The sequence below is a fragment of the Nonomuraea sp. NPDC049625 genome (assembly GCF_040675285.1).
GTDB classification, from domain to species: domain Bacteria; phylum Actinomycetota; class Actinomycetes; order Streptosporangiales; family Streptosporangiaceae; genus Nonomuraea; species Nonomuraea angiospora_A.
The window spans coordinates 341,436-359,529 of the sequence record NZ_JBFAOQ010000016.1; the positions used below are offsets into that span (position 1 = coordinate 341,436).

The 18,094-nt window shown below is 69.1% G+C and carries 14 protein-coding genes and 2 tRNA genes; 13 read left to right on the forward strand and 3 right to left on the reverse strand.

The features are described 5' to 3' along the window. Positions 1–223 precede the first annotated feature (223 nt). A tRNA-Leu gene (locus tag AB0J87_RS49505) sits at positions 224–309 on the reverse strand. A 351-nt stretch (positions 310–660) separates the two neighbouring features. Between AB0J87_RS49505 and AB0J87_RS49510 the strand changes: the two genes are divergently transcribed. Both AB0J87_RS49510 and AB0J87_RS49515 read left to right on the forward strand, forming a co-directional pair. After that, the gene (locus tag AB0J87_RS49510) at positions 661–1,257 is read left to right on the forward strand and encodes a hypothetical protein (RefSeq protein WP_350724341.1); all 597 of its coding nucleotides are present in this window, start codon (positions 661–663) and stop codon (positions 1,255–1,257) included. 249 nt (positions 1,258–1,506) lie between these two features. Beyond that, entirely contained in the window at positions 1,507–3,522 is a 2,016-nt protein-coding gene (locus AB0J87_RS49515; RefSeq protein WP_363979234.1) for a chaplin, read from the forward strand. Positions 3,523–3,640: 118 nt separating this feature from the next. On the opposite strand, the gene AB0J87_RS49520 is transcribed toward AB0J87_RS49515, so the two are convergent. Further along, positions 3,641–3,826 carry a DUF5703 family protein gene (locus AB0J87_RS49520; protein ID WP_313043730.1) on the reverse strand — a complete coding sequence of 62 codons (186 nt, stop codon included), beginning with the start codon at positions 3,824–3,826 and terminating at the stop codon, positions 3,641–3,643. A 190-nt stretch (positions 3,827–4,016) separates the two neighbouring features. On the opposite strand from AB0J87_RS49520, the gene topA reads away from it, so the two are divergent. From topA to AB0J87_RS49570, 10 genes are all read left to right on the forward strand, one after another. After that, positions 4,017–6,701, forward strand: coding sequence for a type I DNA topoisomerase (topA, locus tag AB0J87_RS49525; protein WP_363979238.1), 2,685 nt, complete (start codon positions 4,017–4,019; stop codon positions 6,699–6,701). A gap of 58 nt (positions 6,702–6,759) precedes the next feature. Further along, positions 6,760–7,974 (forward strand): metallophosphoesterase, encoded by a 1,215-nt coding sequence (locus AB0J87_RS49530; protein WP_363979241.1) that lies wholly within the window; start codon positions 6,760–6,762, stop codon positions 7,972–7,974. Positions 7,975–8,049: 75 nt separating this feature from the next. Then, positions 8,050–8,595 carry a helix-turn-helix domain-containing protein gene (locus AB0J87_RS49535; RefSeq protein WP_363979244.1) on the forward strand — a complete coding sequence of 182 codons (546 nt, stop codon included), beginning with the start codon at positions 8,050–8,052 and terminating at the stop codon, positions 8,593–8,595. 132 nt (positions 8,596–8,727) lie between these two features. Next, positions 8,728–10,797 carry a dTMP kinase gene (gene tmk / locus AB0J87_RS49540; RefSeq protein WP_363979247.1) on the forward strand — a complete coding sequence of 690 codons (2,070 nt, stop codon included), beginning with the start codon at positions 8,728–8,730 and terminating at the stop codon, positions 10,795–10,797. A gap of 134 nt (positions 10,798–10,931) precedes the next feature. Continuing rightward, entirely contained in the window at positions 10,932–12,104 is a 1,173-nt protein-coding gene (locus AB0J87_RS49545) for a DNA polymerase III subunit delta' (protein WP_363979250.1), read from the forward strand. Between the two features lie 40 nt (positions 12,105–12,144). Beyond that, complete coding sequence (locus tag AB0J87_RS49550) at positions 12,145–13,056, forward strand: permease-like cell division protein FtsX (protein WP_363979253.1); 912 nt, start codon at positions 12,145–12,147, stop codon at positions 13,054–13,056. Positions 13,057–13,161: 105 nt separating this feature from the next. After that, positions 13,162–13,635, forward strand: coding sequence for a SigE family RNA polymerase sigma factor (locus AB0J87_RS49555; protein WP_363979256.1), 474 nt, complete (start codon positions 13,162–13,164; stop codon positions 13,633–13,635). Then, positions 13,632–14,672 (forward strand): permease-like cell division protein FtsX, encoded by a 1,041-nt coding sequence (locus AB0J87_RS49560; protein ID WP_363979258.1) that lies wholly within the window; start codon positions 13,632–13,634, stop codon positions 14,670–14,672. Before AB0J87_RS49555 ends, AB0J87_RS49560 begins: the two co-directional genes overlap by 4 nt. A 98-nt stretch (positions 14,673–14,770) precedes the next feature. Next, positions 14,771–15,601 carry a regulatory iron-sulfur-containing complex subunit RicT gene (ricT, locus tag AB0J87_RS49565; RefSeq protein ID WP_350724339.1) on the forward strand — a complete coding sequence of 277 codons (831 nt, stop codon included), beginning with the start codon at positions 14,771–14,773 and terminating at the stop codon, positions 15,599–15,601. A 56-nt stretch (positions 15,602–15,657) separates the two neighbouring features. Then, a tRNA-Thr gene (locus AB0J87_RS49570) sits at positions 15,658–15,734 on the forward strand. 69 nt (positions 15,735–15,803) lie between these two features. Here the strand turns inward: AB0J87_RS49570 and AB0J87_RS49575 are convergent. Further along, entirely contained in the window at positions 15,804–16,151 is a 348-nt protein-coding gene (locus tag AB0J87_RS49575) for a tyrosine-type recombinase/integrase (RefSeq protein ID WP_363979261.1), read from the reverse strand. An 892-nt stretch (positions 16,152–17,043) separates the two neighbouring features. Between AB0J87_RS49575 and AB0J87_RS49580 the strand changes: the two genes are divergently transcribed. Next, positions 17,044–18,094 (forward strand): hypothetical protein (locus AB0J87_RS49580; protein WP_363979264.1); only part of this gene is annotated, 1,051 nt, incomplete at its 3' end.

Here is an 18,094-nt window from a genome sequence, read left to right on the forward strand (position 1 = left end):
TCGCGGCGGTTGCCGTGGCCGCAGTCCGCTGTGCTGCCGACGGCGCCGGCCGATTCGGACCGGGGCCGGCTAGTACGAACGAGCGTTGTCGGTTCGGCTGCCGCTGAGAAAGTACGTACACACTCGACCATGGCGTCGATCTCGCCGGGGGGTGAGGACACGCTCCACAGGCGTTGAAATGCGAAGCGGGAGAAGTCATCACTTCTCCCGCTTCGATGTGAAGTGTCCGAGGGGGGACTTGAACCCCCATGCCCATCACTGGGCACTAGCACCTCAAGCTAGCGCGTCTGCCTATTCCGCCACCCGGACTTGGTGCCTGCACGTGAGACCGTCATCTCGCGTCGGCTCAGTAAGGTTAGCAAACTCTGAGGGGTGCGTCATACCAAGAATCAGCTCGCCCCTCCGAGGTGTCTCCGCCGGCCGGGATATGGGGCGGGCGGGAGCTCCTGATGGGGCCTTGCTGACGTACGGCAGAGGGTGTTGCGGCAGTTGGTGGCGGTTTGGCCCATGGGGAGTTGGCGAATTTCTGGGTCTCCGTTGAAAAGCTCTTGCGACCACCTTGAGTGCTGCTACGGTTACGGACCGTTGAGGGGTGAGTCCATGGACCGGCCTCACGACAAATGAGGCCGGTTCTGGAGTGCGGGAGGTCACGTGGCGCGCATGGTGGTGCGGCGGAGGGCTGTGGCCCTCGGTGTGCATCGCCTGCCCGTGACCGTCCCGGCGCATGACGTGACCACCGTTCGGGTTGACCGGATGGCGCGGTTCGCGGCCGGTGCCCGGCGGCTCGTCGTGCGGGCAGTCACTGTCGGCGCCCTGGTAGCCGCCGGATGGCTGTTCGCCGTCATCTTCGGCATGCTCACCGCCGCCCCGGCGGCGGCCGAAGTGGCGACTCCTACGGCGGACGCGCAAGCGAAGACCACGGCCGCGCAGACCGTGGACGGAGCCGCGTCCGCTCAGGTGCCTCACTCCCTCACCAGCCCCGATGACAACGCCGAGGCCATGGCCGGGCGTACGGTCGACGGGCTCAACAGCCAGCAGGATCCTGGCCTGCCATCGCCATCCACCGCCGGAAAGATCCTGGACACCAATGGCTTGGTGCCCAACGGCGGTGGCAGCGGCTCGTTCGGGGCCGCTGCGGGGGACGTCGCGAGGTCTGTGTTCGACCCGCGGCTGCAGGTGCTGCGCGCCCTCCTGGCGCGGGTGCCTGCCCCCGTCGTCCGCACAGCGGCGGACGACCCCTCCTTCTCGCCTGACTGACCCGCCTTGCAGCTGCCGGTCCTTTCGTTGACCGGCCCCTTTCCGAAGTGACGCGGTTGAGCGCGGTCTGAGACGCCTCTCCGCCGGCGGGTGCACAAACACGTCAGTTCAGCTGTTCGCGAACCCGAGGTCTCCGCTGTGCGCGAAACCTCGCACGGCCTTGGGCTGCCCGCGAACCGTTCCGTAATCCCCCAAGAAGTTATTCCCAAGAAGTTATCCCCCCAAGAAGAACCACTAGGAGCATTCATCATGCGTACGTGGGCAAAGGCATCTACTCCCGCGGCTCTGCTCGCCGTTGCCGTCATGTCGTTCGGCGGCGGCACCGCCCTGGCCGACACCTCGGGCGACGCGTCCGTCGGCGGCGGCAACCAGGTCGACCTGCCGATCTCCCTGCCCATCGACATCAGCGGCAACTCCGTCGGCGCGGTCGGCAGCTCCTCTGCCTCCTCGCAGGGCGGCGCCGAGGTCGTCAACAAGGGCGGCATCCCGGGCAACCGCACCTCGGGCAACGCGAGCGTGCTCGGCGGCAACCAGGTGAACGCGCCCATCAGCGCCCCGGTCAACGCCTGTGGCAACGCCGTCTCGCTGGTCGGCAGGTCCGACGCGGGCTGCAAGGGCGGTGCCACCGTTCGCAACCAGGGCAAGGGCGGCGCGGGCGGTAACCGTACCTCCGGCGACGCCAGCGTGCTGGGCGGCAACCAGATCACCGCGCCGATCTCCGCGCCGATCAACGTCTGCGGCAACGCGGTCGCGATCTTCGGCAGCGCGACGGCGGGCTGCAAGGGCGGCTCCAGCGTCCACAACACCGGAGTGGGCGCGGGCGGCAACCGCACCTCGGGCAACGCCAGCGTGCTGGGCGGCAACCAGGTCGTCGCGCCGATCTCCGCGCCGGTGAACATCTGCGGCAACGCCGTCGCCGTCGTCGGCCGGGCGTTCGCGGGCTGCAAGGGCGGCTCGACCGTCACCAACGGCGGCGGCCACCGGAACGGCTACCACGGCCCCCGCGGCCCCGTGGGCTCCTCGGGCAACGACACCGACGGGCGCTTCGGGGTCGGCAGTGGCAACCAGGTGATCGCCCCGATCAGCGTGCCCGTCAACGTCTGCGGCAACGCCGTGGGCAACGCCGCCGCCAGGTGCGAGGGCGGCTCCAAGGTCGAGAACACCCGCCGCGGGTCCGGGGCGGGCGGCAACGTCACCTCCGGCCAGGCGGGCGTTCTCAGCGGCAACCAGGTGGTGGCGCCGATCAGCGCGCCCATCAACGTCTGCGGGAACGCGGTGGCCCTGGTCGGGCACGCGTTCGCCGGCTGCAAGGGCGGCGCCCGCGTGAAGAACGGCGGCACCGGCGCCGGTGGCAACCGCACCTCCGGCCGGGCCGGCGTGCTGAGCGGCAACCAGGTCATCGCGCCGATCACCGCCCCGATCAACATCTGCGGCAACGCGGCCGCCGTGCTCGGCGCCTCCAGGGCCCACTGCAAGGGCGGGGCCAAGGTCGACCGCACCGGTGGCGGCGGCAACCACACCTCCGGCCGCGCCGGGGTGCTCGCGGGCAATCAGATCATCGCGCCGATCGCCGCTCCCATCAACGTCTGCGGCAACGCGGCCGCCGTCCTCGGCGACGCCGCGGCCGGGTGCCTCGGTGGCGCGAACGTCGGCAGGCCCGAGTACGGGCACGGATTCGTCCGCGGCGGCGTCGAGCGGACGGCCGGCAAGGGCTCCAAGGGCGGGCTGCTGCCCATGCTGCCCGCCGTCCCGGTCCTGGGCGGCGTGCAGGACCTCGCCGGCGTCACCCAGAAGGGCAACGACCTGGCCGGGGTTCCCCAGCAACTGGGCGTGACCGGCAAGCTGCAGGAGGTCACGGGTACCGGCCTGACCTCGGTGCCGCTGGTCGAGGACGCCGCCCAGACGTTCGGCCTGCCGAGCCTGCCCGAGCTGCCCGGCCTGCCCGGCCAGGCGCAGAGCCCGGCCCAGCCGAAGAAGAAGCACGCGGCCGGCCAGGTCGACGGCGCCGGGCGCCCCGCCTCCTCGAGCGGCGCCGTGTCCGTGCTCGACCCGGCGACCGGCCTCGTGGCCGGCACCCCGGTCGGCGGCGCCGTCACCTCGGCCACCCACGGTCTGCCGGTCAGCGGCCTGATGAGCGCCGAGCAGCCCGCCGGCCTCGGGGGGATGAACTCCAGCTCCCTGCTCGCCCTCATGATCGGCGCGATGTTCGCCGCCTCGGCGACGCTGTTCGGGACCGCTCGCCGGTTCCGGATCGGCCGGAAGTAAGGGAATCAGGCAGCACGTAACAACGACGGCTACCGCTCACAGCCTGTGAGCGGTCAGCGTTAGACGCTTTGCCCGTTCCGGGGGCGCGGCCCGGGGCGGGCAAAGCCATGTCCGGGGTTCACAGCGTGCTGCGTACCCGAATGACCTTGCGACGCAGCCGTACGTGGCGGCTACCGTCGGGGTAGACGCGTACGCGGGCCAGCTCCCACTGCCCGTACTCTGCGTGTTCGGTCAGCAGCTGACGTGCTGCTTCACGAGTGAGATCGCGTGGAATGAAGATATCCATGTAGGAGTAGTCGAGCACAACGATTAGTCTCCAGGGTGAGTCAGGGCGCCATGCCGCTCGATGGGCCTTATTCTGCGTGCTTGTGGGTGGACCCGGAAGCTAGTGGGTAGCCCGGGGGAAGGAAATTTCCGCGAGTCGGGTTACCTTTCAGTCTGTACCGACTCCCGGCAGGGGGATTTGCAAAGCGAACAGCGAGGTAGGAAGCAGCGTGCCAGCCAAGAACGGCAGCGCCGGCGGAACACGCCTGGTGATCGTCGAGTCGCCCGCGAAGGCGAAGACGATCGCCGGGTACCTCGGGCGCGGCTACATCGTCGAATCGAGCATCGGCCACATCCGTGACCTTCCGGAGAGGGCCGACGACATCCCCGAGAAGTACAAGGGAGCCCCATGGGCTCGCCTCGGGGTCAATGTCGAGCACGAGTTCGAGCCGCTGTACGTCGTCAACCCGGACAAGCGGTCGCAGGTCAACAAGCTGCGGCAGCTGTTGAAGGACGCCGACGAGCTCTATCTGGCCACTGACGAGGACCGCGAGGGCGAGGCCATCGCCTGGCACCTGCGAGAGGTCCTCAAGCCCAAGGTCCCGGTCCACCGCATGGTGTTCCACGAGATCACCCCGCAGGCCATCCAGGACGCCGTGGCCAACCCGCGCGACCTCAACCTGCGCCTGGTCGACGCCCAGGAGACCCGGCGCATCCTCGACCGCCTCTACGGCTACGAGGTCAGCCCGGTCCTGTGGAAGAAGGTCAAGCCCCGCCTGTCGGCCGGCCGCGTGCAGTCGGTGGCGACGAGGCTCGTGGTGGAGCGCGAGCGGGAGCGCATGGCGTTCACGCCCGCCCACTACTGGGACCTGCAGGCGCTCTTCGACACGAACAAGTCCGAGGAGCGGCCGCGTGACTTCACCGCGACCCTCACGGGGGTCGACGGCAAGCGGGTGGCGCAGGGCCGCGACTTCGCCAGCACCGGGCGGCTCAAGAACGTCGACGTGCTCCACCTGTCCGAGGAGGCCGCGGGCGAGCTGGCCGGGCGGCTGACGGGCGCGTCGTTCGCGGTCAAGTCCGTGGAGCGCAAGCCGTACACGCGCAAGCCGTACGCGCCGTTCCGGACGACCACGCTGCAGCAGGAGGCCAGCCGGAAGCTGGGCTTCTCCGCGAAGTACACCATGCAGGTGGCCCAGCGGCTCTACGAGAACGGCTTCATCACCTACATGCGTACCGACAGCATCACGCTGTCGGAGACCGCCGTGGCGGCCGCCAGGTCCCAGGCGATCAAGCTGTACGGGGCCGCGTACGTGCCCGACAAGCCGCGCGTCTACAGCAGCAAGGTGAAGAGCGCGCAGGAGGCGCACGAGGCGATCCGGCCGTCGGGCGAGGAGTTCCGCACGCCGGGCGAGACCGGGCTGTCGGGCGACATGTTCCGGCTGTACGAGCTGATCTGGCAGCGCACGGTGTCCTCGCAGATGAAGGACGCGGTCGGCGAGTCGGTCACGGTCAAGGTGGGCGGCAGGTCGTCGTCGGGCGAGGACGTCGAGTTCAGCGCGTCCGGGCGGACGATCACGTTCTACGGGTTCCTCAAGGCGTACGTGGAGGGGGCAGACGACCCCTCGACCGACCGCGACGACTCCGAGAAGCGGCTGCCGAACCTGGCGGAGGGCGACGCGCTCAGCGTCAGCAGGCTCGACGTGGCGGGCCACTCGACCAAGCCGCCCGCGCGTTACACCGAGGCGTCGCTGGTCAAGGAGCTGGAGGACCGCGAGATCGGGCGGCCTTCGACGTACGCCTCGATCATCGGGACCATCCTCGACCGCGGCTACGTGTTCAAGAAGGGCACGGCGCTGGTGCCGTCGTTCCTGGCGTTCGCCGTGGTCAACCTGCTGGAGCAGCATTTCGGCAACCTGGTCGACTACGACTTCACGGCCGAGATGGAGAAGGTCCTCGACGACATCGCCAACGACCGGGCCGAGCGGGTGCCGGAGCTGCAGCGCTTCTACTACGGCTCCGACGGCGACGAGGGCCTGAAGGAGATGGTCACCGACCTCGGTGACATCGACGCCAAGGAGATCAGCTCGTTCCCGGTCAAGGGGACGGACATCGTGCTGCGGGTCGGGCGCTACGGGCCCTACCTCGACAGGGACGGCGCGCGGGTCAACGTGCCCGAGGACATGACGCCCGACGAGCTGACGGCGGAGAAGGCCGAGGAGCTGTTCTCCAGGCCGACGGGCGACCGGGAGCTCGGGCGCGACCCGGTGTCCGGGAACATGATCGTGGCCAAGGACGGCCGCTACGGCCCGTACGTGACCGAGGTCCTGCCCGAGCCGCCCGAGGACGAGGCGCCCAAGAGGCGGACGAAGAAGGCCGACGCGCCCAAGCCGCGCACGTCGTCGCTGTTCAAGACGATGTCGCTGGACACGATCACGTTCGAGGACGCGCTCAAGCTGCTGTCGATCCCCAGGCTCGTGGGCGAGCTGGAGGGCGAGGAGGTCGTGGCCTCCAACGGCAAGTTCGGCCCGTACCTGAAGAAGGGCACCGACTCGCGCTCGCTGGCCTCGGAAGAGGACCTGCTGACGGTCACGATCGAGCAGGCCAAGGAGCTGTTCGCGCAGCCGAAGCAGCGCGGCCGGCGGGCCGCGGCGGCGGCGCCGCTGCGCGAGCTGGGCGCCGACCCCCACTCCAAGAAGCCCATTGTGGTGAAGGAGGGGCGGTTCGGGCCTTACGTGACCGACGGCGAGACGAACGCGTCGCTGCGCAAGGGCGACACGGTCGAGGACATCACGACCGAGCGGGCGGCCGAGCTGCTGGCCGAGCGGCGCGAGCGGGCGCCGGCGGCCAAGAAGACGACCACGAGGAAGGCGCCGGCGAAGAAGGCTCCCGCGAAGAAGCCGGCGGCCAAGTCGTAAGGCGAGCCGCGAGGTTGGCGGGGCCGCAGGACGCGGCCCCGCAAGTAGCATCGACGCTGTGATCGTCTTGTTCTTCGCGGGCCTGATCCTGCTGGCACACCTTTATCTGTGGCAGCGGATGGTCCGTTCCACCACGGCCCCCGGGCGGCTGCGCAAGGCGCTGACATGGGGCGTGGTGGGGCTGACGGTGCTCGTCGTGGCCACGTTCGCGGCCACGCGGATGGACTTCGGGCACTGGCTGGCCTGGCCGGGCTACGTCTGGCTGGCGCTGATGTTCTACCTGATCGTCTTCCTCGTGGTGCTGGAGGTGCCGCGGGCGGTGGCCGCGCTCGTCCTGCGCAGGGCCTCGCGGAAGGCCGTGACGCTCGAGGCGGCGCCGGTGCCCGTGCCCGCCATGGCGGGCGCCCCGGCGCCCCCCGAGCCCGCTCCCGTGGTGGCCCCGATCAGCCGGAGGCTCTTCCTGGGGCGGACCACCGCCGCCATCGCGGGCGTGGGAGCGCTCGGCACGGTCGGGTACGGCATGACGAGCGCCCTGGGCGACCCCGTGATCGAACGCGTGAAGGTGGCCCTGCCGAAGCTGGACTCACGGCTCGGCGGCCTGCGGTTCGCCGTGGTGAGCGACATCCACCTGGGGCCGCTCACGGGCAGGGGACACACCGAGCGGATCGTCCGCATGATCAACGGCCTGGAGGCCGACGTGGTGGCGATCGTGGGCGACCTGGTGGACGGGTCAGTGGCCCAGCTGGGGCCGCTGGCTCAGCCGCTGAAGAGCCTGGAGTCCCGTTACGGGGCATATTTCGTGACCGGCAACCACGAATACTTCGCTCCCAGCGGGCCCCTGGAGTGGATCGAGGAGCTCGATCAGCTCGGCGTACGCTCGCTGCGGAACGAGCGCGTGGAGATCAGGCACCAGGGTGCCGTGCTGGACCTCGCCGGGGTCAACGATCTCAACGGCGCCTCGGCGGGCGACGGGCCCGACTTCGACAAGGCGCTGGGCGGCCGGGACGCCGGCCGGTCCACGGTGCTGCTGGCGCACCAGCCGGTCCAGGTCGGCCAGGCCGCTCGCCACGGCGTCGACCTGCAGCTGTCCGGCCACACGCACGGCGGGCAGATCGCGCCGTTCAACCTGGTGGTGGGCCTGCAGCAGCCCGTGGTCTCCGGCCTGGCCACGGTAGACGGGGTGCAGGTGTACGTCACCAGGGGCGCCGGGTTCTGGGGCCCGCCGGTGCGCGTCGGGGCGCCGCCCGAGATCACTCTGCTGGAGTTGCGCTGACTTTCCGCGATCTACTGGTCACCTGCGGTCATGATGGCGTAGAGTATCCAACCGGATACTGATCGGAGGTGGGGGATGGTCTCCTCGCCTATGGAGGCGGCGCACGCCGCCTTCTGGGCCGAGCGCGGCGGGCAGCTGTTCAAGCAGGCCCGCCATGCGGCGAGCATGAACCAGCGCGTCCTGGCCAGCGTGAGCGGCACGTCGAGGACCACGCTGTCGGCCTACGAGCACGGCAGGAAGTCACCGACATTGGAGACCGCGGGGCGCATTCTCGACGCGGCCGGCTTCCGGCTGGCGCTCGAGGCCAAGGTCGAGTTCGCGGCCCGCGCGGGCGACGGTCGGACGTTCCACGTGCCGAGCCGGTTGCGGCGGCTGCCGGTCGGGGCGGCGCTGGGCGTCGTGCGGCTGCGGGAGCGGGTCTACGATCTGGCCGACCGGGAGGCGCGCCGGGCCGCGTACACCGTGCTGCTGTGCGAGGGCGAGCCTCAGGAGCTGCTCGATCACGTGGACGGGGTGCTGCTCGTGGAGCTGTGGGGCGAGCTGGAGCTGCCCGAGGAGATCCGCGCGGAGTGGGGGCCATTGGTGGAAGAGGCCCGACGTGAGGCCGGAGTTATGAATTGATGATGCTTTTGGGGGCCTATTCGAGGTCTGCACCCTGCACGCTGGCCCGCGAACGTAATACCCTCAGCCCCGAGTCGGCCGGGAATATCCGGCTGGTCTGTTGTCCGCCCACTTCCTGGATACGCTGAAATCATGACTGCCCCTGGTCGAAGCCGCCCGACCCACGTGCTGGCCAATGCGCCGTTTCGACGGCTTTGGATGGCCATGTCGGTGTGCAGCCTGGGCGACTGGCTCAACATCCTGGCGCTGACCGCCCTGGCCGGTAATCTCACGCAGAACGACTACCGTCTGCAGTCGCTGGCGGTCGGCGGGGTGTTCATCGCCAAGATGCTGCCCGCCGTGCTGCTCGGGCCGCTCGCGGGGGTGTTCGCCGACCGGTTCGACCGGCGGCTGATGATGGTCGTGGCCGACCTGCTCAGGTTCGCCGTGGTGCTGTCGATCCCGTTCGTCCGCAGCTACCAGTGGGTGATCGTCGCGACCGTCCTGGTCGAGTGCGTCAACCTGTTCTGGGTTCCCGCCAAGGACGCCACGGTGCCCAACCTGGTGCGCAAGGACCAGCTCGAGTCGGCCAACCGGCTCAACCTGCTGGTCACGTACGGCACCGCGCCGGTCGCGGCCCTGCTGTTCGCGGCGCTGTCCGTGGTGGGCGGCATGATCACGAGCATGGTGCCGTCCATGGCCGGCCAGGACGCCACGTCGCTCGCGCTGGTCGTCAACGCCTGCGCCTACCTCGTCTCGGCCGTCCTGATCTTCACGCTGCGCGACATCCCCAAGCGTGACGGCGCCATCTCCACGCCCTCCGTGCTCAAGCAGATCGTCGAGGGCTGGCGGTTCGTGGGCGGCAACCGGCTGGTGCGCGGGCTGATCATCGGCATGCTGGGGGCCTTCGCCGCGGGCGGGGCCGTGGTCGGCGTCGCGAAGATCTACGTCCAGGCGCTCGGCGGCGGAGACGCGGCCTACGGCGTCGTGTTCGGCGCGGTCTTCGTCGGCATGGCGCTGGGCATGTTCTTCGGCCTCAGGCTGCTGCGCGAGCTGTCGCGGCGGCGGCTGTTCGGCCTGGCCATCACCGTGGCGGGGCTCGTGCTGGTGGCCACCGCGCTGGTGCACAACCTGGTGATCGTGGTCATGCTGACCGTGCTGCTGGGGGCGTGCGCGGGCATCGCGTGGATCATCGGCTACACGCTGATCGGGCTCGAGGTCGAGGACGGGCTGCGGGGCCGTACGTTCTCGTTCCTGCAGTCCACGGCGCGGGTGACCCTGCTGCTGGTGGTCGCCGTGGCCAACCCGCTGGCGGCGATCTTCGACGTCCACTGGCTGCGGTTCGGCACGATCGCCTACCGGTTCGACGGCTCCAACCTGGTGCTGGTCATCGGCGGGGTGCTCGCCATGGTCGTGGGCGTCCTCGCGCTGCGGCACATGGACGACAGGAAGGGCGTCTCGCTGGCCGGCGACCTGATCGCGGCGGTGCGCGGCGAGCGGTTCCCGGCCGAGGCGGCCGAGGCGGTGCCCGGGCTCTTCGTGGCGTTCGAGGGCGGCGAGGGGTCGGGCAAGACGACCCAGTCGCGGCTGATCGCCATCTGGCTGCGTGACCAGGGCTACGACGTGGTGCAGACGCGCGAGCCGGGCTCGACCAAGGTCGGCATGCGGCTGCGGGCGATCCTGCTCGACGCGGCCGAGCGCGGGCTGTCGGCGCGTTCCGAGGCCCTGCTCTACGCCGCCGACCGGGCCGAGCACGTGGAGAAGGTGATCCGTCCCGCGCTCTACCGGGGCTCGCTCGTGATCACCGACCGCTACGTGGACTCCTCGCTGGCCTACCAGGGGGCCGGGCGGGCGCTCGACCCGAAGGACGTGTCCAAGATCAACGCTTGGGCCACCGGCGGGCTGGTGCCGCACCTGACGGTGCTCATCGACACCCCGCCGCAGGTGGGGCTGACCCGGCTGGGCGGGGCCGCCGACCGGATCGAGTCGGAGCCGCTGGACTTCCACGAGCGGGTACGCAGGGAGTTCCGGGCCCTGGCCGCGGCGGCGCCCGAGCGTTACCTGGTGGTGGACGGCACGCTGGAGCCCGAGGTGATCACCCGCCAGATCCAGGACCGGATCCGCGACATCCTGCCGGACCCGGTGCCGCAGGAGTCCGAGGACGCCACGGGCACGATGCCCGCCATCCGCGGCGACTGGACGATGCCGACCATCCGCGACTAGCCCGTTTCGCGTGGGCGGGGCCCCGGGAGATGGCGGACATCGCCCGGGTTCTTCCGGGGTCTTCTTTCGGGCGGGCGCGTCGGCGAGAGTCGCGTACGGGCGTGGGGACTGCCGTCGGCGGTTAGCCTTACGTCGTGGCAGTTTTCGATGACCTCGTCGGGCAGGACCAGGCGGTGGCCGTGCTGTCGCGGGCCGCGGCGGCGGCCGGGGAGGTCGTCAGGGGCGGGCGCGGCGCGGGCATGACACACGCGTGGCTGTTCACCGGGCCGCCGGGCTCGGGCCGGGAGGACGCCGCCCGCGCTTTCGCCGCCGCGCTGCTCTGCCCCGACGGCGGGTGCGGCCACTGCGACCAGTGCCACCAGGTGTTCATCGGCTCCCACCCCGACCTGGAGTCCGTACGCCCCCAGGGCCTGTCCTACAGCGTCAAGCAGACCCGCGAGCTCATCCTGCGGGCGGCCGGGGCGCCGACGCAGGGGCGGTGGCGGGTCATCCTGTTCGAGGACGCCGACCGGGCCACGGAGTCCGCCGCCAACGCCCTGCTCAAGGCCATCGAGGAGCCCCCGCCACGTACGGTCTGGCTGCTGTGCGCGCCCGCTCCCGACGACCTCATGATCACCATCAGGTCGCGCTGCCGGGTGGTCAACCTGACCACCCCGGCCACGGAGGCCGTCGCCCATGTGCTGGCCACGCGCGACAGCGTGCCGCCGGACGTGGCCAGGTTCGCCGCCAAGGCCGCCCAGGGGCACATCGGCAGGGCGCGGGCGCTGGCGCTCGACGAGGGCGTCAGGCGGCGTCGTGAGGCCGTTCTGGGCATCCCGCGCTCGCTGACCGGGGTGGGGGAGTGCATTTCGGCCGCCGAGCGGCTGGTCAAGACGGCGGAGGAGGAGGCCGCCGCGGCCACGGCCGCGCTCAACGAGAACGAGACCGCCGAGCTGCGCAAGCTCTACGGCGAGGGATCCACGGGCAAGGGGCTCAACCGAGGGCTCGTACGCGGCGGGGCCGGGGCCCTGAAGGAGCTGGAGGACCGGCAGAAGTCGCGGGCCACGCGGATCAAGCGCGACTCGCTGGACGCGGCGCTGCTGGAGCTGGTGTCGTTCTACCGGGACGTGCTGGCCATGCAGTTCGGGGCCGGGGTCGAGCTGGCCAACGACGATCTCCGCTTCGACCTCGACCAGCTGGCCAAGGTGGCCACGCCGGAGGAGACGCTGCGCCGGATCGATGCGATCATGCAGTGCAGGGAGCGGCTGGCGGCGAACGTCAACCCGCAGATGGCCGTAGAGGCGATGATGCTGTCGCTGCGTTCCTGACTCGTGATCATGGGGCGTTGGGCGGGGATGAGGAGCGGCAGTGGCTGACGAGGCACCCTCGGGCTTACGATCGTTGTTCGCCGTGCTGCTGGCCGGGATGTCGGTCCTCGTGGGCACGCCGGCCGCGGCGGACCCGGTGACCGCCCCGGAGGTCAGCACGAGCGACGAGTGGGAGATCGCCGTCTTCCTGTGCACTCCGACCACGTACGGGTGCCACAGGCGCGGTGCCACGGCGAGGCAGAAGCGGGCGCTCAGGACGTTCCTGGAGTCCAGGCCGGAGCTGAGCGGGGTCCGGTTCGTCGATCGGGCGAGCGCGTACGAGAGCTTCCGGCGGGACTTCGCCGGCAACAGGACGCTGCTGAAGGCCGTACGGGCGAAGGACCTGCCGGAGTCGTTCCGCCTCCAGGTGAAGAAGGGGGCCGACCCGGATCGGGTGCGGCACGCGGTGTATCGGCGGCCCGGGGTGGGCGACGTCATCGACCAGGCCGTGCTCTATGGCGATACGCAGCCTATGGCGTCGGAATGGGACATCAGTGTCTACCTGTGCGTGAAGGACTCGGCCACGCCGGCCTGCCTGTCCAGTCGTGGCAAGGCGAACGGGAAGATCGCGACTCTCAAGGAAAAGAAGGCCGTCGTCGCGGAGATCGAGCGGACACCTGGGGTTGAGAAGTATGTCTTCGAGGATCAGGCGACGGCGTACCGGAACTTTGTCGAGAGCTACGCCGACAACGAATCGCTCGTAAGTGCCACCCGGATGTCGGACATTCCTGAGTCGTACCGGCTGACGATGCGGCCCGAGGCCGACTGGAACGCGGTCAGCCGCAGGCTGGCGCGGCTGTCAGGGGTGAGTCAGGTGCGGAACCAGAGGTGTATGGACGCCCAGATCAAGCTTGTCGCGGAGTACGGGCGTGATGACCTGCCCGACAGCAAGGTCTGCGCGCCGCGTCAGTGAACCCGTCGGGTGACGCGAGCAGCAGATGGGGCTGACGGGCGTCTCTGATACGTGGAAGTCGAACTACTCACCCAACAAGAGGCTCGGGCGCGGCAGCGAATAGACGTGGCGTCGATCTTCGCCGAGCACCACGTGGGCCTCGTGCGGCTTGCCCTGATCATGGTCGGTGATCAGGCGACCGCGGAAGACGTCGTACAGGAGGCGTTCGCGCGCACCCATGCCGGGCGCGGCAGGTTGCGTGACGCCGACAAGGCGCTGGCCTATGTCCGCTCCGCGGTGCTCAACGGGTGCCGGTCGGTGCTGCGCAGGCGGGCGACCGTGTTCCGGCGGGCGGTGTCGTACGAACCGCCCGTCTGGTCGGCGGAGAGCGCCGCGCTCATGGGCGAGGAGCGGCGCGGGGTGCTGCTCGCCCTGCGTGAGCTGCCGCGCAGGCAGCGGGAGGCGCTCACTCTTCGCTACTACCTCGACCTGTCCGACCAGGAGATCGCCGACACCATGGGGATCGGCGCCAGCACGGTCAGGTCCACCATCGCGCGGGGGCTGGCCGCCCTCGGCCGGGCACTTGGGGAGGATTCATGAACAGCGCCATGGAAGACAGGCTGCGGGAGGCCCTCGCCGAGGCTGGGGCGACGGTGGACGCCGCCACGCTCAGGCCGCTGAGGGCGTCGGAGCGGCGGCGATTCAGGGTGGATTTCCGGCTGGTGGCGGTGGCCGCGACCGTGGTGCTCGCGGGGGCGGCGACCACTGTCGGGCTGCTGAGCGGTCCGGGTGACGAGGACCGCGCGGTGGCGGCCGATCCGGCGGGCGACGGGCAGAAGATGAACGTCTTCCTGTGCGCGAAGTCGTCGGACCGGGAGCAGACGGCGTGCAAGGGCGCTGTCAGCGAGGAGGAGACGCAGAAGATCGCGGCGGCGGTGCGGAAGGCACCGGGGGTTACAGAGGTGAGCTACACGCATCAGACCGCGGCGTACGAGAACTTCCGGCGCGATTTCGAGCGCAACAAGGCCCTGCTGGCCGCCGTCGGCGTCGATGACCTCCCCGCTTCGTTCGGGCTGACCCTCACGAAGGGCACTGATCCGCGCCGTGTGCAGGAGGCGCTGCGTGGGGTGCCCGGGATCTTGACCGTTCAGGAAGTGACGCCCTACGAGTCCACTCCGGCGGACAAATGGGATGTGACGGTCTTCCTCTGCACCCCCTCGTCGAGCATGCCGTCCTGCGGCGCCGAGCATAAGTCCGACCGTACAGTCAGCCCCATCATCACGAGGGAGGGGAAAGGAGTCACGCCCGCGCAGAGGGAGGCCATCCGGAAGCTGATCATCTCGATGCCCGGCGCCAAAGAGGTGTTCTTCGAGGATCAGGCGGCGGCTTACGAGAACTTCCGCCGCATGTACAAAGTCAACAAGGCGCTGGTCGACGCCACGAAAGTCAGTGACATGCCCCAATCGTTCAGGATCTTGCTGATGCCTGACGCCGACTGGAGCAAGGCCGCCAACAGGTTGAGGCGGGAACCAGGGGTGAGCCAGGTTCTGCACCGATGCATGAATGACGGCACTCGGCTGAAGTACTACTACGGGTTGACTCTGCCCGAGAGCAAGGTGTGCCCGACGGACAAGTGATCCGGCTCCCCCCTCACCCTCCGGGCGCGGCACACGTAATGTGGCAGGGAAGGCCGTACGACCCCTAGGCGTCAGGAGGCGAGCTCGAGCCCATGGGAATGATCATGGCCGTGAGCTTCACCCGTTACGGGAGGCTCTACTACCTCGATCCCGGCGAGCACAGCCCGAAGGTGGGCGACAAGGTGCTCGTGCCGACCGACTCGGGCCCCGAGGTGGCGGAGTGCGTCTGGGCGCCTCAGTACACGAGCGAGGACGTCGACGGCCTGCCCCTGTGCGCGGGCCTGGCCGGCGAGGAGCACCTGGCTCGCGACGAGACCAACAAGCGCCGCAGGGCCGAGGCCCGCAGCGTGTCGAAACGGCTGATCAAGCGGCACACGCTGCCGATGAAGGTGGTCGGGATCGACTACCTCGACGAGGACAACGTCTACACGGTCTACTTCTCGGCGCCGCACCGGGTCGACTTCCGCGCCCTGGTCCGCGACCTGGCCCGCAACCTGCGGGCCAGGGTCGAGCTGCGGCAGATCGGGCCGAGGGACGAGGCGCGGCTGCAGGGCGGCATCGGGCCCTGCGGCCGTGACCTGTGTTGTGCCACGTTCCTGAAGGACTTCGAGCCGGTCTCGGTACGCATGGCCAAGGACCAGGACCTTCCGGTCAATCCACTGCGGATCGCTGGGGCGTGCGGCCGGCTCATGTGCTGCCTGAAGTACGAACACCCGCTCTACCAGGAGTTCCGCGCCTCTGCCCCGCGGGCGGGGGCGAACGTGGAGACCCCACAGGGGCCTGGTGTCGTGGTCGGCCACAACGTCCCGTCGGACTCCGTGGTGGTGCGCCTCAACGACGGGGGGCGGCGCTGCGCCTGCTCGAAGGCCAGTGTGTGCGCGCCGCGCAAGGCGTACGACTCGACGTACGGGGATCCGGCCGAGGCGTGATCGAGGGGAGCGAGGACCCCTCCGGCTCCTGTAGACTCTTGCAAGTCGCAGAGCACGCCGCCTTAGCTCAGTCGGCCAGAGCACTTCACTCGTAATGAAGGGGTCTGGGGTTCGAATCCCCAAGGCGGCTCCACGTCAGAAGCCCCCCGCGTGATCGCGGGGGGCTTCTGGGTGTCCAAGTGAGTGACTAAGCCTCCCGATCTCATGTCTTGAAGATCCGATCCATGGCCACCGCGCCCTCCTGGAGTACGGGGCAGACCAGCTCGGTCACCGCCGTACTACTGTGGTCGGCCAGCCGGGAGATCTCCTCCAAGGGGATGCCTTGGTCTGAGAGCAGGGACACGAAGCTGTGCCGTAGCTCTCGGGGCGTCCACTTGTCGGGGTCGAGGTCGGTCTTGGCGATGACCGCGCGGAAGGCGCGCCGTACGTTGTGGGAGTCGAGAGGTGTGCCCACGGTCGAGGCGAACACGAGCCCGTGTTCCACCCACCGCTTGCCCGCCACTTCCTTGTCCGCCTCCCGCTGAGCCCTCTGTGCTTTGAGCGCTTCCACACAGCGCTGTTTGCCCCCGGACAGCTTGCGCAACGGTCAATGACCGGCCCGTATGACCACGCTGTAAGCTCGCCGCTCGGGTCGACGCGACCGGACGCAGTACTCCGACAAAATTCAATCCTTGATCTTGGTGTCCCAGCTCCGGCCCATGGGCAGCACTATCTTGCGTCGGAGCGGCGCCCGCACCTGAAGCTCCGACGGAACTCACCCGTTCTGAGCCGGAGGCAGACGGAGCGGGTGTGCCATGGGAGAGTTGGTAGCGGCGACGTCGTGATGCGTTACGCGTACTGCGTCGGGCAGGTCGGCACCGCCGCCATCCTCAGCCAGCCCGACAGACGCACCGGAATCATGGCGTACTGGGTGAGCGTCGGTCTGAGCGTTGGCCTGTGCTCTGGCGGCTTAGAGGCTCCGCGTGGAAGAGGTCAACAACCCAAGATAGCCATCGGCTGCAGCAGTCAGTGTCCCTGCTGTCTCTGGTGCCGGTGACTACATCGATCGCAAATCGAGAAATCGAATGGTGCTCCGCACGCCTTCTGAGCGCGCTTCGCGCGGAAGACCGGCTGTAACACCTGGGGGCTTCCAGGTGTTGCAGCAGGTTTCCCCCCGGACAGGCCACAGTGTGACGAGGCGCGCTTACTGCTCGTAGCGGCGCAATAACGCATTGTCCGGATTCATGTCAAGACGCTGAAGATGTTGCCGAAGCGCCCCCTTATGGCGTCCTTGAGTGCTCTTGTCGCGGTCCAATGCTGGCGTTTGGATCTAGGGGTGATCTTCCGCAGTGCGCTGCAAGCGGCGCTTTCGGATGCGTCACCCGTGTCGCCGGTCCTGCCTTGCACCGTCCTCTCGCCGTGGACAGGTCATCGGACTGCGCCGTCCTCCCAGAAAAGGAGTCATGACCGTGACCATGCTGACCTACACCCTCCTCACCGACCCGGCGCATCTGGAGGCGTCACAGGCCGACCGGTCCCCATCCAAGGGAAAGGTGTATCTGGTCGTGACCAACACCCACAAGAATGTGAAATGGTCCACGATCGAGGTAACGGTGCCCGGAGACCTCACCCCGAATATCGACGCGATCACGCCCAGGGGCACGTACACCCACACCCATGTGAACGCCCAGTTGCTCACCTCGCCGGCTACCCAGTCGGTGACATTCCAGCGATTGCAGAACACCAACGTCTTCCAGGCCACCCCTCCGGGGGGTGCCGACAGCTTCTCCCCCGGCGACTACATGGTGCTGGCGCTGGAGGACATCGTTGTCGCCAAGGTCGCCGGGCTGGCCGTGCTGATAGTGAAGGAGACCAGGCCAACGCGGCGGGGGTATGAAGTCAGCTTCGCGGCAGTACCGCTGGTGAAGGCCACTCCGAAGGAGATTCCGGCGCCGCGCGACTTCCGCCCCAACAAGGCCATGCTGGACGTCGGAGACTCCCTCACGCTGAGTTGGGAGGGCTCCGACGACTTCACCTACAAGATCCTGTTCCCCGGCGGAGAGATGCCCTTCTCCGTGGGCACGCGTACCTGGACCCTGGCCGACCCGCCGAAGCGGGCCACCACCTACACCCTCGTCGCCACCTCCGGCACCACGCCCAAGCAGGAACACTTCCTCACCACGACCGTTCAGGTGCGTCATCCCGTCCTGGAAACACTCACCGCCACTACCGGCATCGACACACCCTGGGTCCAGGGGGCGGCGAACGCGACCAAGGGGCGCATCACCTTCCTCAAGGACGGGCTGGACGTCCGCACTGGAAGCGGAGCTGAGGGAATTGTGCACGCCGACAAGGCCGTCCTGCACGGAATGAACACCGAATGGGTGCAGGGGAGAAGCGCCGACGACGGAAAGATCGCCTTCCTCAAGGACGGGCTGGACGTCCGCACTGGAAGCGGAGCTGAGGGAATTGTGCACGCCGACAAGGCCGTCCTGCACGGAATGAACACCGAAT

What these genes read in the sequence shown, in the direction of transcription:
- AB0J87_RS49510 (WP_350724341.1), top strand. Translation starts at nt 661, where the DNA reads ATGGTGGTGCGGCGGAGGGCTGTGGCCCTCGGTGTGCATCGCCTGCCC.
- AB0J87_RS49515 (WP_363979234.1), top strand. Translation starts at nt 1,507, where the DNA reads ATGCGTACGTGGGCAAAGGCATCTACTCCCGCGGCTCTGCTCGCCGTT.
- AB0J87_RS49535 (WP_363979244.1), top strand. Translation starts at nt 8,050, where the DNA reads ATGGTCTCCTCGCCTATGGAGGCGGCGCACGCCGCCTTCTGGGCCGAG.
- tmk (WP_363979247.1), top strand. Translation starts at nt 8,728, where the DNA reads ATGACTGCCCCTGGTCGAAGCCGCCCGACCCACGTGCTGGCCAATGCG.
- AB0J87_RS49560 (WP_363979258.1), top strand. Translation starts at nt 13,632, where the DNA reads ATGAACAGCGCCATGGAAGACAGGCTGCGGGAGGCCCTCGCCGAGGCT.
- ricT (WP_350724339.1), top strand. Translation starts at nt 14,771, where the DNA reads ATGATCATGGCCGTGAGCTTCACCCGTTACGGGAGGCTCTACTACCTC.